Annotated in this window: 19 protein-coding genes; 18 read left to right on the forward strand and 1 reads right to left on the reverse strand. The window is 47.6% G+C overall.

Annotated features, from left to right (window positions below; translation table 11 throughout):
• The first annotated feature begins 10 nt into the window (after window positions 1–10).
• From atpB to ACN0S4_RS09370, 11 genes are all read left to right on the forward strand, one after another.
• A complete protein-coding gene (atpB, locus tag ACN0S4_RS09320) occupies window positions 11–871 on the forward strand; it encodes a F0F1 ATP synthase subunit A (RefSeq protein ID WP_417657407.1) in 861 nt (286 codons plus the stop codon).
• Between the two features lie 61 nt (window positions 872–932).
• Window positions 933–1,166 carry a F0F1 ATP synthase subunit C gene (atpE, locus tag ACN0S4_RS09325; RefSeq protein WP_108602479.1) on the forward strand — a complete coding sequence of 78 codons (234 nt, stop codon included), beginning with the start codon at window positions 933–935 and terminating at the stop codon, window positions 1,164–1,166.
• 47 nt (window positions 1,167–1,213) lie between these two features.
• Complete coding sequence (gene atpF / locus ACN0S4_RS09330) at window positions 1,214–1,684, forward strand: F0F1 ATP synthase subunit B (RefSeq protein WP_169930904.1); 471 nt, start codon at window positions 1,214–1,216, stop codon at window positions 1,682–1,684.
• An 18-nt stretch (window positions 1,685–1,702) separates the two neighbouring features.
• The gene (atpH, locus tag ACN0S4_RS09335) at window positions 1,703–2,236 is read left to right on the forward strand and encodes a F0F1 ATP synthase subunit delta (RefSeq protein ID WP_417657408.1); all 534 of its coding nucleotides are present in this window, start codon (window positions 1,703–1,705) and stop codon (window positions 2,234–2,236) included.
• 14 nt (window positions 2,237–2,250) lie between these two features.
• The gene (gene atpA / locus ACN0S4_RS09340) at window positions 2,251–3,792 is read left to right on the forward strand and encodes a F0F1 ATP synthase subunit alpha (RefSeq protein ID WP_169930906.1); all 1,542 of its coding nucleotides are present in this window, start codon (window positions 2,251–2,253) and stop codon (window positions 3,790–3,792) included.
• Between the two features lie 59 nt (window positions 3,793–3,851).
• Window positions 3,852–4,718, forward strand: coding sequence for a F0F1 ATP synthase subunit gamma (atpG, locus tag ACN0S4_RS09345; RefSeq protein WP_417657409.1), 867 nt, complete (start codon window positions 3,852–3,854; stop codon window positions 4,716–4,718).
• A gap of 39 nt (window positions 4,719–4,757) precedes the next feature.
• Window positions 4,758–6,143 carry a F0F1 ATP synthase subunit beta gene (atpD, locus tag ACN0S4_RS09350; protein WP_169930908.1) on the forward strand — a complete coding sequence of 462 codons (1,386 nt, stop codon included), beginning with the start codon at window positions 4,758–4,760 and terminating at the stop codon, window positions 6,141–6,143.
• 16 nt (window positions 6,144–6,159) lie between these two features.
• Window positions 6,160–6,576 carry a F0F1 ATP synthase subunit epsilon gene (locus ACN0S4_RS09355; protein ID WP_169930909.1) on the forward strand — a complete coding sequence of 139 codons (417 nt, stop codon included), beginning with the start codon at window positions 6,160–6,162 and terminating at the stop codon, window positions 6,574–6,576.
• A gap of 129 nt (window positions 6,577–6,705) precedes the next feature.
• Window positions 6,706–8,070, forward strand: coding sequence for a bifunctional UDP-N-acetylglucosamine diphosphorylase/glucosamine-1-phosphate N-acetyltransferase GlmU (gene glmU, locus ACN0S4_RS09360; protein ID WP_417657410.1), 1,365 nt, complete (start codon window positions 6,706–6,708; stop codon window positions 8,068–8,070).
• Between the two features lie 7 nt (window positions 8,071–8,077).
• Entirely contained in the window at window positions 8,078–9,910 is a 1,833-nt protein-coding gene (gene glmS, locus ACN0S4_RS09365; protein WP_417657411.1) for a glutamine--fructose-6-phosphate transaminase (isomerizing), read from the forward strand.
• Between the two features lie 164 nt (window positions 9,911–10,074).
• Window positions 10,075–11,919 (forward strand): hypothetical protein, encoded by a 1,845-nt coding sequence (locus tag ACN0S4_RS09370; RefSeq protein WP_417657412.1) that lies wholly within the window; start codon window positions 10,075–10,077, stop codon window positions 11,917–11,919.
• A 29-nt stretch (window positions 11,920–11,948) separates the two neighbouring features.
• Here ACN0S4_RS09370 and ACN0S4_RS09375 read toward each other — a convergent pair whose 3' ends face one another.
• The gene (locus tag ACN0S4_RS09375) at window positions 11,949–12,191 is read right to left on the reverse strand and encodes a type II toxin-antitoxin system ParD family antitoxin (RefSeq protein WP_417657413.1); all 243 of its coding nucleotides are present in this window, start codon (window positions 12,189–12,191) and stop codon (window positions 11,949–11,951) included.
• A 156-nt stretch (window positions 12,192–12,347) separates the two neighbouring features.
• Between ACN0S4_RS09375 and ACN0S4_RS09380 the strand changes: the two genes are divergently transcribed.
• The 7 genes from ACN0S4_RS09380 to ACN0S4_RS09410 all read left to right on the forward strand — a co-directional run bounded on the left by ACN0S4_RS09380 (window position 12,348) and on the right by ACN0S4_RS09410 (window position 15,972).
• A complete protein-coding gene (locus ACN0S4_RS09380; RefSeq protein ID WP_417657414.1) occupies window positions 12,348–12,689 on the forward strand; it encodes a DUF4258 domain-containing protein in 342 nt (113 codons plus the stop codon).
• A gap of 9 nt (window positions 12,690–12,698) precedes the next feature.
• Window positions 12,699–13,139 carry a helix-turn-helix domain-containing protein gene (locus tag ACN0S4_RS09385; protein WP_417657415.1) on the forward strand — a complete coding sequence of 147 codons (441 nt, stop codon included), beginning with the start codon at window positions 12,699–12,701 and terminating at the stop codon, window positions 13,137–13,139.
• A complete protein-coding gene (locus tag ACN0S4_RS09390) occupies window positions 13,121–13,513 on the forward strand; it encodes a type II toxin-antitoxin system ParD family antitoxin (RefSeq protein WP_417657416.1) in 393 nt (130 codons plus the stop codon). The genes ACN0S4_RS09385 and ACN0S4_RS09390 overlap by 19 nt, the downstream gene beginning before the upstream one ends.
• A gap of 2 nt (window positions 13,514–13,515) precedes the next feature.
• A complete protein-coding gene (locus ACN0S4_RS09395; protein ID WP_417657417.1) occupies window positions 13,516–13,809 on the forward strand; it encodes a type II toxin-antitoxin system RelE/ParE family toxin in 294 nt (97 codons plus the stop codon).
• A 39-nt stretch (window positions 13,810–13,848) separates the two neighbouring features.
• A complete protein-coding gene (locus tag ACN0S4_RS09400) occupies window positions 13,849–15,036 on the forward strand; it encodes a GGDEF domain-containing protein (protein WP_417657418.1) in 1,188 nt (395 codons plus the stop codon).
• A gap of 111 nt (window positions 15,037–15,147) precedes the next feature.
• Complete coding sequence (locus ACN0S4_RS09405) at window positions 15,148–15,543, forward strand: RidA family protein (protein ID WP_417657419.1); 396 nt, start codon at window positions 15,148–15,150, stop codon at window positions 15,541–15,543.
• A gap of 33 nt (window positions 15,544–15,576) precedes the next feature.
• The gene (locus tag ACN0S4_RS09410) at window positions 15,577–15,972 is read left to right on the forward strand and encodes a nuclear transport factor 2 family protein (RefSeq protein ID WP_417657420.1); all 396 of its coding nucleotides are present in this window, start codon (window positions 15,577–15,579) and stop codon (window positions 15,970–15,972) included.
• The last annotated feature ends 17 nt before the right edge of the window (window positions 15,973–15,989 follow it).

Genomic DNA, 15,989 nt, shown 5'->3' on the forward strand with positions numbered 1-15,989 from the left:
GGAAATTAAGATGGCTGCAGAAGAGGTAACACTCACGAGTCATATCCAACACCACTTAACGAACGCAAAGATGTGTGTCGCTGATGACGGCAGCTTTGTTTTCAATAAGGCATGTGAAAATGCAGGGTTTTGGGCATGGCACATTGACACCCTCGCTTGGTCGATTGGACTGGGCATCTTATTCTTAATGTTGTTCCGTAGCGCGGCGAAAAAGGCCGATACGGGCGTGCCTGGCAAATTCCAATGTTTCATTGAAATGATCGTTGAATTTGTGGCGGGCAACGTGCGCGACACCTTCCATGGCAAAAGTAAACTCATTGCCCCACTGGCTCTCACCATCTTTGTCTGGGTATTCCTGATGAACTTGATGGACTTGATTCCAGTTGATTTCCTGCCGTCATTTGCCGGTTGGATCGGTTCCACATTCTTCGGCATGGACTCGCATGACGTCTACATGAAGATTGTACCGACCACAGACATTAATATGACTGCGGCGCTGGCTATCGGTGTGTTTATGCTGATGATTGGCTACAACATCCGGATTAAGGGTGTGGTTGGCTTTATCAAAGAATTGACGTTACACCCGTTTAGTTCAAGCAACATGTTTGTGCAGATTCTTCTGATTCCGTTTAACTTCTTGCTCGAAGTGATTGCCCTTATCGCGAAGCCGTTCTCACTGGCACTGCGTTTGTTCGGTAACCTTTATGCAGGTGAATTAATCTTTATTTTGATTGGTGCGGTCGGCCTGATGCAGTTGCCATTGCACTTCATTTGGGCGGTATTCCATATCCTAGTCATCGTACTCCAAGCCTTCGTCTTCATGATGTTGACGATTGTGTACTTGAGTATGGCTAGCTCGGAAAGCCACTAAGTTTTTTGTTTTACGTGTTTTAACTTTTACTTTTAGCTCTTAACTTTTATTGGAGAAAACAATGGAACTAATGTTAGGTCTTAAATTTATCGCAGTTGCTCTGTTGATCGGTTTCGGTGCAATCGGTACTGCTATCGGCTTCGGTAACATGGGTGGTAAATTCCTGGAAGCGTGTGCACGTCAGCCAGAATTAGCTCCTTCACTGCAAGTTAAAATGTTCATCTTGGCAGGTCTGATCGATGCGGTAGCAATGATCGGTGTTGGTATCGCCATGGTCCTGTTGTTCGTTCTGTAAGGCTCGATACACATTTTCGAACAATGAACGAATAGGAGGGTGGGTCTATGAACATTAATATGACCCTGATCGGTGAATTAATCGCGTTTATCGTCTTTGTGCTGTTCTGCATGAAGTTTGTTTGGCCACCGCTGAACAATGCGATTGAAGCTCGTCAAAAGAAAATTGCTGACGGTCTTGCTGCGGGCGAACGTGCCGAGAAAGACCTCGAATTGGCGCAAGCCAAAATCGCTGACGAACTGAAAGAAGCGAAAGCGCAAGCTGCCGATATCATCGCCCAAGCGAAAAAACGCGCGGACGAGACCATCGAAGACGGCAAGAAACGTGGTGAGCAGGAGCGCGAGAAAGTTGTTGCTGCAGGTCACGCAGAAGTCGAAGCAGAGCGGAATCGCTTACGTGAAGAATTGCGCAAGCAAGTAGCTGTGTTAGCTGTTGCCGGTGCAAGCAAAATTATCGGGCGCGAAATTGATAAAAACGCCCACAGCGACATTGTTGAAAAACTGGTCGCTGAACTCTAACCAAAGGGGTTTGTGCAAATGTCAGAATTGACTACGGTTGCTCGCCCCTATGCAAAAGCAGCTTTTGATTTTGCAGTAGAGAACGGCGCGTTAGAAAAGTGGAACGACATGATTGCGTTTGCAGCTGCGGTTGCAACGGACGCAACTATGGCTACTTTTCTGAGCAGCGCTGAAACGCTGGAAAAGAAAACTGACGTTTATGTTCAAGTGTGCGGTGAGCAGCTTGATGAAAATGGTCAGAACTTTGTCCGTTTGATGGCTGAAAATGGTCGTCTGAAAGCGTTACCTGCGGTACTTGCCTTGTTTGGTGAGTTACGTGCTGATTACGAAAAAGAAGTCGTTGTTGATGTTACTTCAGCGACTAAATTATTGAAAAAGCAGCAGGATGAACTCGTAAAAGCGTTAGAGAAACGTTTTTCACGCAAAGTTAAGCTGAATTGCACTGTCGATGAAAACATTGTTGGCGGCTTATACATCAAAGCCGGTGACACCGTCATCGACGGTACGGTGCGCGGCAAGATCGATCGCCTTGCACACGCACTGCAATCCTAATTGGGGACTTGAGCATGCAACTGAATTCAAATGAAATCGCAGAGCTGATCAAAAAACGAATTGAGAAATTCGAAGTGGTCAGCGAAGCTCGTAACGAAGGTACCATTATCTCGGTAACCGACGGTATCATCCGCATCCACGGCTTAGCCGACTGTATGCAAGGTGAGATGGTCGAGCTTCCAGGAAATCGTTACGCTATCGCTTTGAACCTTGAGCGCGACTCTGTCGGCGCCGTGGTTATGGGTCCATATGCGGACCTGCAAGAAGGCGTAAAAGTTAAATCAACTGGCCGGATCTTAGAAGTTCCGGTAGGTCGTGCATTATTAGGCCGCGTCGTGAACACCCTAGGTGCTCCAATTGACGGTAAAGGTCCTATTGATGCAGATGGTTTCGAACCTGTTGAAAAAATCGCACCAGGCGTTATCGAGCGTCAATCGGTCGACCAGCCAGTACAAACTGGTTATAAGTCAATCGATGCGATGATTCCAATCGGCCGTGGTCAGCGTGAGCTGGTTATCGGTGACCGTCAAACGGGTAAAACCGCTTTGGCAGTTGACGCCATCATCAACCAGAAAGATTCTGGTATTAAGTGTGTGTATGTCGCTATCGGTCAGAAAGCGTCTACTATCGCAGCCGTTGTACGTAAGTTAGAAGAGCATGGCGCAATGGAAAACACCATTGTGGTTGCCGCTTCTGCTTCTGAGTCTGCAGCACTTCAATACTTAGCAGCCTATTCTGGCTGTACCATGGGTGAATACTTCCGTGACCGCGGTGAAGATGCACTGATTGTTTATGATGACTTGTCGAAGCAAGCTGTTGCTTATCGTCAAATCTCATTGCTATTACGTCGTCCGCCAGGTCGGGAAGCATACCCGGGTGACGTTTTCTATCTACACTCCCGTTTGCTTGAGCGTGCAGCTCGCGTTAACGCGGACTACGTAGAGAAATTCACTAACGGTGAAGTGAAAGGTAAAACCGGTTCACTAACCGCTCTGCCAATTATCGAAACCCAAGCGGGTGACGTATCGGCCTTCGTACCAACCAACGTAATCTCTATTACCGATGGTCAGATCTTCTTAGAAACTGACTTGTTCAACGCGGGTATTCGCCCAGCTGTGAACGCCGGTGTATCGGTATCTCGTGTAGGTGGTGCAGCACAGACGAAAATCATCAAGAAATTGGGTGGTGGTATTCGTTTGGCATTGGCTCAGTACCGTGAGTTAGCAGCATTCGCCCAGTTCGCATCTGACCTTGACGAAGCAACACGTGCTCAGTTAGAGCATGGCCAGCGCGTCACCGAACTGATGAAACAGAACCAATATGAGCCAATGAGCGTGGCTGATATGGCTGTGTCTATCTTCTCTGCCGAAAAAGGCTATCTGAAAGATGTGGCACAGGACAAAATCCTCGACTTCGAAAGTGCGTTAATTTCGTACATGCGTAGCGAGCACGCTGACCTGATGGCTGATATTGATAAAACTGGCAACTATAACGACGACATCGAAGCCAAACTGCACGAAGGTTTGAAAACCTTCAAGAAAACGCAGTCTTGGTAAGCGCAACGTGGCTTCAGCTTGCTGAGGCCACACGTCGTTGAGTTAACAGGAGATTTATCATGGCCGGCGGTAAAGAGATAAAAACCAAGATCGGGAGTATTAACAATACTCAGAAGATCACCAGTGCGATGGAAATGGTCGCGGCGTCTAAGATGAAAAAGGCGCAAGAGCGGATGGCTTCTAGCCGCCCGTACGCGGACAGCATCTACAAGGTGATCGGCCATGTTGCCCATGCAAACTTGGAATATCGTCATCCGTACTTAACGGAGCGGGACGTGAAACGAGTGGGTTACATTGTCATTTCAACCGACCGTGGCTTGTGTGGTGGCTTGAACACGAACGAATTTAAAGCGGTCGTGAAGCATGCCAAATCACAACAAGACAATGGTGTTGAAGTTGACTTTGCAGCTATTGGCAACAAGGCAACGGGTTTCTTTAAACGCTTTGGTGGCCGTTTACTGGCGCAAACTTCAGGGCTTGGCGATAAGCCAACCGTGAACGATGTGCTCGGGACTGTGCAGGTGATGTTAGATGCGTTCGATGAAGGCAAAATCGACCGCCTGTACTTGGTGTACAACAAGTTTGTGAACACCATGCGGCAAGAGCCAACGATAGCGCAAATGCTACCGTTGCCAAAAGCCGAGTCTCGCGATGAGGTGCAGTCAGGTAGCTGGGACTACTTGTACGAGCCAGATCCACAGCCAATTTTAGAGTTATTGATCCGTCGTTTCGTTGAAGCGACTGTGTATCAAGGTGTTGTGGACAATATCGCCAGTGAACAGGCAGCGCGGATGGTGGCAATGAAGGCCGCTACCGACAACGCCGAAGACCTGATCGATCAATTGCAACTGGTGTACAACAAAGCACGTCAGGCAGCAATTACCCAAGAAATTTCGGAAATTGTATCGGGCGCCGAAGCGGTTTAAGGCGAAGCTTGCAAGAATTTTAGAGTTAGAGGAAATGTCATGAGTCAAGGTAAGGTCGTGCAAATAATTGGCGCGGTTGTGGATATCGAATTTCCACAATCAAGCGTGCCAAAGGTCTACGACGCGCTGAAGGTGACCGACGGTGACCTCAAGGGTTTGACCCTCGAAGTGCAGCAGCAGCTGGGTGGCGGTATCGTGCGTACAATCGCATTGGGTACTACTGACGGTCTGCGTCGTGGAATTACTATTGAAAATACTGGCGAACCAATCATGGTTCCAGTGGGTAAGCAAACACTGGGTCGTATCATGGACGTATTGGGCGAGCCGATTGATGAAGCGGGTGCTATCGGCGAAGAAGAACGCATGTCGATTCACCGTGCTGCACCTTCGTACGAAGAGCAGTCAAACGCAACTGAGCTACTGGAAACCGGTATCAAAGTTATCGATTTGATTTGTCCGTTCGCGAAGGGTGGTAAAGTTGGTCTGTTCGGTGGTGCCGGTGTAGGTAAAACCGTAAACATGATGGAGCTTATCCGTAACATCGCTATCGAGCACAGTGGTTATTCTGTATTCGCCGGTGTTGGTGAGCGTACTCGTGAAGGTAACGACTTCTATCACGAGATGAAAGACTCCAACGTATTAGACAAAGTAGCCCTTGTATACGGTCAGATGAACGAGCCTCCGGGTAACCGTTTACGCGTTGCGTTGACCGGTTTGACCATGGCGGAGAAATTCCGTGATGAAGGCCGCGATGTTCTGTTCTTCGTTGATAACATCTACCGTTACACCTTGGCTGGTACCGAAGTATCTGCTTTGTTAGGTCGGATGCCATCAGCAGTAGGTTATCAGCCAACTCTTGCTGAAGAGATGGGTGTACTGCAAGAACGTATCACTTCAACCAAAACTGGTTCAATCACGTCAATCCAAGCGGTCTATGTACCTGCGGATGACTTGACCGATCCATCACCAGCAACCACCTTCGCTCACTTAGATGCGACGGTTGTATTGTCTCGTGATATCGCGTCACTGGGTATCTACCCTGCGGTTGACCCACTGGATTCAACTTCACGTCAGTTGGACCCACTGGTTATTGGTAAAGAGCACTATGAAACAGCGCGTGGCGTTCAGTCAGTTCTACAGCGTTATAAAGAACTGAAAGACATCATCGCTATTTTGGGTATGGACGAATTGTCTGAAGAAGACAAAATGACCGTATCACGTGCTCGTAAAATTCAGCGTTTCTTATCGCAGCCATTCTTCGTTGCTGAAGTATTTACAGGCTCGCCAGGTAAGTATGTGTCGCTGAAAGACACCATTGCTGGTTTTAAAGGTATCTTAAACGGTGACTACGACGACCTGCCAGAGCAAGCGTTCTACATGGTTGGTAGCATCGAAGAAGCGGCCGAAAAAGCCAAGAAAATGTAAGAACCGGGAGGTTTAAATGGCAGCTAAAACTGTACAGCTTGACGTGGTCAGTGCCGAAGAACGTTTGTTCTCTGGCGCAGTAGAGACCGTGCAAGTGACCGGTAGCGAAGGTGAACTGGGTATCTACCCAGGCCACGCCCCTCTTCTAACCACAATCAAACCAGGTATGGTGCGCATTGTGAAAGAAGGTGGCGAGGAGCAAATCATCTACGTTGCTGGTGGTGTGCTGGAAGTGCAGCCTCACAACGTCTCGGTGCTTGCTGACTCAGCAGTTCGTGGTGATGAGCTGGATGAACAGAAAGCTCTCGAAGCCAAGAAACATGCTGAAGAAGCAATTGCAGATTCTAGTTCTGATCTGAGTTACGCAGAAGCGGCAGCAGAATTGGCACGGGCGTTGGCGCAGTTGCAGATTATTCGCAAAATCAAAAAATAATCGCCGAAACGCTAAAAATATGAAAAGACTCGTAAGTTCGCGCTTACGGGTCTTTTTTTCGCCTGTTAATTTTCTGTAATCCCGCTAGAATAGGGCATTCTGATTCACAACTGATTGATGGAAGGATTCATGGCATTGAGTGTAGTGGTTCTCGCCGCTGGCAAGGGCACGCGTATGCGTTCAGCGCTACCCAAGGTATTACATCCGGTTGCCCATAAAGCCATGGTGCAGCATGTGATTGACGCCGCTCGAAACTTGGCATCGGACGCCATTCATGTGATTTACGGGCACGGTGCGGAAGCTCTTTTGGAGCGTTTGCAAGGCCAACAGCTTAACTTTGTTGAACAAGCGCAACAGTTAGGCACTGGGCATGCCGTGCAACAAGTACTTCCGCATCTCAATGATGATGAGCAAGTACTTATTCTCTATGGTGACGTTCCCTTGACCCGCGTTGAAACCCTGGAAGCTTTGATCGCTGCAGGCGCAGAAACTGAACTCGCTTTGCTGACTGTCACCCTGCCGGATCCTACCGGTTATGGCCGCATTTTGCGTGATGCAGACGGCAATATTACGGGCATTGTTGAGCAAAAAGACGCGAGTCCTGAGCAATTAAAAGTCACAGAAGCGAACACAGGCATGATGGTCGCACAGGGCAAAGCACTTAAACGTTGGCTCAGTCAGCTGTCGAATGACAATGCGCAAGGCGAATACTACCTCACGGATATCGTCGCTATGGCGGCCGCCGAAGGTGTCGCCATTGCGTCAACGCAACCACAAGATATTCATGAAGTTGAAGGGGCAAACAATCGCCTCCAACTCGCGGCGTTAGAGCGTGCCTACCAGCAGCGCCAAGCCGAAGCGCTGATGCTCAATGGTGCTACGTTACTCGATCCTGCCCGAGTGGATGTACGTGGCAACGTCAGCATTGCCAATGACGTGGTCATTGATGTGAACGTTATTTTTGAGGGTGAAGTGGAACTTGGCGAAGGCGTGATTATCGAAAGCCATTGTATCCTGCGCAACTGTCGCATTGGAGCGCATTCGCGAGTGAAGTCCCATAGCATTGTCGAAGAAGCCGAGCTTGCAGAGCATTGTGAAGTTGGCCCCTATGCACGCTTGCGCCCGGGTTCGGTGTTAGCTGAAGGTGCCAAAGTGGGTAACTTCGTCGAAATGAAAAAGACCCGCATGGGTAAAGGCTCAAAAGCCAACCATCTGACTTACTTGGGTGATGCGGAAATTGGTGAGGGCGTGAATGTGGGTGCAGGTACTATTACCTGTAATTACGATGGCGTGAACAAATCAGTTACTCAAATTGATGACGGCGCTTTCATTGGCTCGAACACCTCGTTGGTGGCACCGGTTCGGGTGGGTAAACACGCGACTGTCGGTGCAGGTTCAACAGTAACCAAAGATATTGAAGACGGCGAGCTCGGTATTGCTCGTGGTAAACAACGGAATATTAGTGGCTGGCAACGGCCTCAGAAAAAAGGATAAAACCGATATGTGTGGAATTGTTGGCGCAACCTCAGAACGCCGGATCAGCGACATCTTGCTGGAAGGCTTAAAACGCTTAGAGTATCGAGGTTACGATTCTGCGGGTTTAGCCGTACTCAATGCCAATGGTGACATTGAAACGGTTCGTCGTACGGGCAAAGTACAAGCGTTACGCGACGCAGTCGGTGATTCGCCACTAGATGGCACCACTGGTATCGCTCACACGCGCTGGGCAACCCACGGCGGTGTTACTGAAGCAAATGCACACCCACATATTTCGTCGGATTGTATTGCTGTCGTCCACAACGGCATTATTGAAAATCATGACAAGCTGCGTGAGAAACTGCGTGGCTTGGGTTATACCTTTGTGTCGGATACGGACACCGAAGTGATTTGTCACTTAGTACACCATGAACAGAAAACCCATCAAGATCTCTTTGCTGCGGTGCAAGCGGCGGTGCGTCAGCTCGACGGCGCTTATGGCACTGTCGTTATGGATTGCCGTGAGCCAGGCCGTTTAGTGGTTGCTCGTTCAGGTAGCCCGCTGGTGATTGGTTTAGGTATTGGCGAGAACTTTATTGCCTCTGACCAATTGGCCTTACTGCCGGTTACGCGTAAGTTCATGTACCTCGAAGAGGGTGACATGGCTGATGTAACGCGCACGGACGTGAAAGTCTACGACCAATCTGGCGAGCGTGTTGAGCGTGAAGTCATTGAGTCTGACGGCAACTACGACGCCGGTGGTAAAGGCAACTATCGCCACTTTATGCTGAAAGAAATTCATGAGCAGCCGGTTGCAGTGCGAAATGCACTGGACGGACGCTTAGTTGATGGAATGGTATCGGAAGACGCCTTTGGTCATGGCTCATTAGAGCTACTCAAAGACATCCAGCACGTCCAAATTGTGGCCTGTGGCACCTCGTATCATGCCGGCATGGTTGCGCGCTACTGGCTGGAAGCTATGGCAGGCGTATCTTGTAATGTCGAAATCGCTTCTGAGTTCCGCTATCGCCAGTCGCATGTGCATCCAAACAGTTTGTTGGTCACCATTTCGCAGTCGGGTGAAACCGCCGATACCCTGGCCGCGCTGCGCTTATCGAAACAGCTCGGTTACAAAGGCAGCTTAACTATCTGTAACGTGCCGACGTCATCCATGGTGCGGGAATCAGACCTTGCCTATATGACCCGTGCAGGCACCGAAATCGGCGTTGCTTCAACCAAAGCATTCACCACACAGTTGGTTGGTTTCTTGATGCTGGTGCTTGCCTTTGGTCAGACTCGCGCTATGCGTGACGAACACCGCGTAGCCATTGTCAAAGCGCTGCAAGCCCTGCCAGCGAAACTCGAAGAAGCCCTATTACTGTCCGATAAAATCGAAGCACTTGCACCTGAATTTGCTGACAAGTATCACAGCTTATTCTTAGGCCGTGGCTCGCAATATCCCATTGCAATGGAAGGCGCGTTGAAGCTGAAGGAAATTTCATACATACACGCTGAAGCCTACGCTGCAGGCGAGCTCAAACATGGCCCGTTGGCGCTGATTGACGCTGATATGCCAGTTATTGTGGTAGCACCCAATGACGAGCTACTCGAGAAGCTGAAATCGAACGTCGAAGAAGTACGCGCCCGCGGCGGCATCATGTACGTGTTCGCCGACAAAGACGCCCACTTCGCGAGCGACGACAGCATGCGCGTGATCAACGTCACTCACTGCGACGAGCTGATTGCGCCAATCGTCTACACCATCCCGCTGCAGCTGTTGTCCTACTTCGTCGCCATCATCAAAGGCACCGACGTCGACCAGCCACGCAACCTAGCAAAATCCGTTACCGTGGAATAACAAGAAGGGCTCTAACGAGCCCTTTTTACTTATAATTTTGCATTAAATCGTTTTGCTTAAATTACGACAAAATACTAGTCGTACTATACGTCATACTTGCATTTGGCTGTTCATGGGTTATCGTGATTGTGTAAAAAATAATCAAGCCACGGAGCGGTACCTGCATGAAACTTTCGAATGTTCTCTCTGCTGTAAATCAAATTGAAAAATCTAAGTTCATAAATTTCTTGGATCGTGTATGTACTGAGGCTAGCGAGAGCGACAAAGTTCTCGCCAAAAGAATTAGTAATTTTGAGGGGCAAATTAAAGATGCGCCAAGCAGTGAAGTAACCCAGTTATTCAAATTGGCGCTCCCGCTTCTTACAAAAGAAGTAAAACGATTACTCGCATTGAGCGGCACTCAAGCATCATTGTTAATAAATATTCTAAGTCGCGATGGCAATTGTGTGGCGCAAGTGTCATGGATTGAACGACTGTATGCTAAAGAATGGAAATCCATCAATGATCACTCCCAAAAACTCAAAGAAATTATTTTTGCGGGTTCAGACCCCGGGATTTTTGATGAAAATAAAAGGCTTGGAATTTATTACTCCTGCTTAAAAGAAGCATTTCATAATGACGAAAATATTAATAGGGAAGCCAAAATTACGGATGAAGAGCGAGGCATTTTGAATGTTCTTGCTCACCAATTAGATGTAACGGCTGAAGATAAGGTAGCAATTGAACATTTGATCCATCCGATTGAAAAGTCGGGAGTTCAAGACTGCCTGAATCAATTGAGAGAGATTGGGTTACTGTTCATTAGTAAGAAGGAGCAATCGGTATATGTGCCTGATGAAATAGTAGTGATGCTGCATCGCATCCAAGGCAAACAGTTAGCCGATAAGCACATTTTACGCATTCTCCGAACCTTATCTGATGCCGAACTTTCGAATATTTTAAAGGCGCATGATAAGCGAATCCGTGGTGTTGACCGTAAGGAAAAAATCACCTCAATTTTTAAAATGGGTTTGTCGGCAACACAAATACTATCGCAGGACCTTCATAACGACAAAGCTCAAGTTAACGAGAGAAAAGAGAGGCTAAAGCAGCTTATTAGTGATTTACAACTAAAGCTTGATAAGCTCGGGAGCACTCTTGAGGAGCGTTGCGAATTGATCATTCAGGCGCTAAACACTTCGTCGGATAGAGAATTTAACGTGCTTTCTGCCACTGGTTATAAAGCTTTATTCGAAACTATTACAAAGCACAAACCAGATATTATCAAATTGCTCCGCACGGAATTCGAATTAGAGGACAATATCGAAATCGAGGTAGAACGCTTACGAGCACTCTCAATCACACCTTACGATATTCTTTATACTCTAACGAATGATGAAGTGAAATCGCTGAAAGTATCAATGGACATCACTCGCCGAGGAGATGTGCGTCAAGTTATTGTTGAAGCGTTTGCAAATGCAACGGATAAGCTAATTGAGAATTATGAAGCTCTAGCTCGTCGTGATTTGGCAATGCTGAGGCAACAAAACGTAGAGATTGCCGAGGCTGATATTGGTGTCAAGTTTGAAGAGGTTACAAAAGCAATCTTTGAGGAGCTAGGCTTCGATGTGGACGAGGATCTTCGTCGTTCCATCAATACTGCAAAAGACAAAGCAGACATCCTTATATCAATCAGTGAAGACGATATAATAATTGGTGAAGCCAAGACCTGTAAGAACGGTGATTTTGCGAAGTATTCCACAACGTCGCGCCAGATCAAAGCGTATGTAAACCGCTGTGAGTCAGCTGGCAAGCGCGTATCGCAAGTCCTTATCATAGCTCCGACCTTTTCAACCGATTTTATAGAATCTGCTGAACTCGATACCGAGGTGAATATTTCTCTACTCGAGGCCGGGGGATTAAAGAAAATATACGAAGCATTTAAGTCTCGCCGTAACCCGAATTTCTCAGCGAAGCTTCTAACTAAAGGTGGATTATTAAAAGCTGATCTGATTGCGAAGCGTATATAATCAACAAAGCAGGTAAAGTCGATGCGAGCTCATTTGCCGAGCTCGTTATCAATCTCTGCCATGAGTGAGTCATAAGTATATTCTGCTGTTCCGCTAGCAATGCCTTCTTGCAATAGAGATCTGAGAGTTTCAAGCTTCGCCTGATCTTCTTCCAGTTTGCGCAGTCCAGCGCGAATGACCTCGCTGGTCGATGCATAACGCCCACTCGCAACTAATTGGTCAACAAATTGATCAAAGTGGTCACCAAGACTAATGCTTGTATTCTTAGACATGTTGAGTCTCAATTTCAGCCATTAGTGAAGATTAGCAGGGAAGTGACAATTTATCCCCGTAATTCAGCTAATTCTCTATGATATGTGAGACTTCTCCATCTTGACAGAATCTCACATGCCTATCAAAATGAATGGTATCAAATTGATAGGTGATTCATGGAAGAAAATAAGCCAAAAAGATCGGCTGATCACCCTCTCACTGAGACGTTGGCGCGTAAAATCCTTGTTGATCTCGCAGAGAACAATACAGGGCAAATTCGGTGGAGTCGCCACGTAAAGATGAGAATGATTGAGCGAGGGATAACTTCTCGGCAAATACTGACGGTTCTGAAAAGCAGACATTCAGTGTTTCGGGAAGGTCCCTTTGAAGCAATTAACGGTGATTGGAAGCTTAATATAAGTGGGATGGCGGCAGGAACTATCATCCAAGTTACCTTGGCTATAGAGAACTTCCGAGATGACCCTGCTGCCGTGGTCGTGACCGTTTGGATTGAGTAGGAAAGCAAAATGTATCAGTACATTGAAAGCGGTTTGTCGAATGTGTATCTCAAAAATGGTTACTCCATTGACCGAGTCGACGGTGATGAGTTTGTCAGCATTGATGATATCAATGGGCTTCACCAGAAAATTGGACGACTCGTCGTTGAGAGTAAGAAGCCGTTATCGCATGAGCAATTTAAGTTTCTAAGGGTTGAATTGAATTTATCTCAGCGCGTTTTAGCGACTCGTTTTGGTGTATCTGAACAAACAATTGCTCGTTATGAGAAAGGGCAGTCAGAAATTCCAAGAACTACTGATGCGGCGCTGCGCTCGTTATATATGGAGAGCATCTCGAACAACAGCCCGGTGAGTTACTTCTTGGACTTGCTTGCGAATTCTGAGGCCGAACAAGCAGCTCAACAAATCCTGTTGGAAGAAGTTGAGAAACTATGGGAAGTCACCGCATAAAGCATATTCTTAGTGTTTTTGATGGTTTGCAAAGGCTCTATCAGAAACATTATCAGTTTCCCCATTCGCCACAAATTGAGTATGATAATATCATACTGCCAATGGTCAGGAGCTTAATGATGGGCATGCACCGGAAAACAATTACACTAACTGAGCATCAAGACGACTGGGTGAAAACGCAGATTGAAAGCGGAAATTTTGGTAATGACAGTGAATATATCCGGCATTTAATTCGCCGTGACCAACAGTCACAAGAGCGTCTTAATGCATTGCGTCAAGCGCTCCAAGATGGTGAGTCAAGTGGCGAGACAAAACCTTTAAACATGCAGGAGATAAAGGCTGCGGGTCGAGCTCGAGCAAAGGCAACGGATTAGTGTTGAAGCTCAATATAACGCCAAAGGCAGAATCTGACCTTATCTCCATTTGGTCATATACCTATGAAATGTGGGGTGCAGTTCAAGCGGACACATACCTTGATAGGCTCGAAACTGGAATGAATCAGCTTCGCAGGCATCCGTTGCTTGGCTCAGCTTATGATCATGTAGCGAAAGGTTACCGCAGATTGCAATTAGAACATCATGGCGTGTATTACCGGGTATCAAAAACAGAGGTGACAGTCATTCGTGTGCTGCACGAGGATATGGATGCATCTGCGCGGGTTCTGGATTAGGATAACCACATAAGAAAAAGTAGACGGGAAGCATTACGCTTGGTACTACCGAAAAAGCCCGAGAATGTGCACTGGTTGACGGGCCAATTTAGAGACAACCAGAAAGAGCGACTGTATCGAGAATCCATTCAAACGCAGGTTCGTTTTGACACCTGTCTGGCACTAATACTTGCCGCCTCCCTTTTTGGCATGTTTGCCATTACCGACTACTTTTTACTGGGCCTGACTCGAGAATACTATCTGTTAGTTGCCATGCGTATTACGGTGGTCAGCTTAACCGTAATTCTGGCGTTCTTTATTGCTCGTTGGGGGAGTTATTCAGAAAGGCCATGGTTACACGCCCTGCCACTGTGGATACTTGCCATAGGTATTATTTTGATTGTTCCATTGCGGCCAGAAAGTCTGGGCTCGCAAGTGACAGCGGTTGCAGTGGCAACCACGGCATTTTATCTACTCATCCCTAATCTATTGACCGTCGCGACTTTGGCGAGTCTATTCCTGTGTATCGGCTTTTTGGTTGCCGCGGTCGAGTTTGCAGGCGTCACCGGGGCCGTAACATTGCGGATCGGCTTACTCCTAGTCATGGCGAACTTAGTGGGTTTTTCCGCGCTACTGAGGCTCGAAAATCTACAGCGAAAACAGTTCGCTTTGTTGCGAGAAGAGCGTGAGCAGAATGACCATCTGGTAACTGAAATAGCGCGGCGAAAATCACTCGAAGCCCAGCTACGGCAGCTTGCGGAGAAAGATGCGCTCACGGGGTTGAATAACCGCAGTTACTTTATGCAGCGAGCTGGCACATTGCTTAAGCGCGCAGCCACTGAAAAAATTCCCTTCAGCTTGTTCATGGTCGATGTCGATCACTTCAAAAAAATCAACGATACCCTGGGTCATACCCACGGTGACCGCGTGTTGAAGCAGATTGCTGAATCTCTAGCGGAGTCTTTGCGCCCCACGGACGTCATTGGCCGATTCGGCGGTGAAGAGTTTGTGGTTGCCCTACCCGATACTGCTGCCAATGATGCGCAGCATCTCGCCGAGCGGCTGCGAGAGAGTATCGCGACATTAGCTCTGCAAGATGAAATGGGCGAACTGACGCTCAGCATCACTGTAGGTATTGCCGTCGCACAAGACGGTGAAACCGATCTCGAAGCCCTCATAAAACGTGCAGATGATCTGCTCTATACCGGTAAACGTGACGGCCGTAACCGCGTCGTTCTGTCTGCGTAGAGTCTGTCTCGAGCTCGCGCCCTAAACTCAGGCATCAAATGAGGTAAATCCCTCGATAGCTGCTAGAGTCATTCAAACGGTTGCATGTCGCACCTGCTTGGAGAAATAGCTATGTCGGTTGCTAGAGAATACTTTCACTTACGTCCTGAGGTGGAGAAAGCTTACGGGTATACCCATGCTTTGCGCATCGGGAATGACATCAAAATTTCTGGTGCTGTCAGCATGGACGACCAAGGAAATCCTACTGCTGTTGATGATATTGAACAGCAGATGAAGAATGTCTATGCGGACTTGCAGAAAATTCTGGAACACTTTGGTTGTACCTTCGACGATGTCACTGTTGAAAACGTTTTCACTACGAATATGGAGAAGTTTTTAGAGGCATCCGCTTATCGCAACGAGCTCTATACAAATCATTTTCCAACCGGGTCTTGGCTTGAAGTGAAAGGGCTGGCATTGCCTGAATTCATGGTTGAGATTGAGTTAGAGGTGCATTGCGCACGATAAGCACTAGCATGGCGGACAGATATAGGAGTAAATATGACTAATAATTTAGAACTAGCACAGAACGTCTACAAAGCCTTCGCTAAGGGCGATATCCCTGCTGTATTAGCAGGATTTGCAGAAGATATTCGCTGGGTAGAAGCTGAGGGTGGTCCCTATGGGGGTATTTTCATTGGTCCTGAAGCGGTTCTCGACAACGTCTTTATGAAGCTTGGCGGCGAGTGGGATGGATTCGCAGCTATACCAAGCGAGTTCGTATCCGAAGGTGCAACAGTTATTGCGCTCGGCGAATATAGTGGCACTTACAAAGCTACCGGGAAAAGTTTCAAAGCGCCTTTCGCACATGTTTGGAAGTTCAAAGACGGCAAAGTCACCTCCTTCCAACAATATACCGACACCGCCGTTCACCAGCGCCCGCTGCAAGCTGAATAATGTTGATGTAGTCTAAT

This window comes from Pseudidiomarina aestuarii, from assembly GCF_048263735.1.
GTDB lineage: Bacteria > Pseudomonadota > Gammaproteobacteria > Enterobacterales > Alteromonadaceae > Pseudidiomarina > Pseudidiomarina aestuarii_B.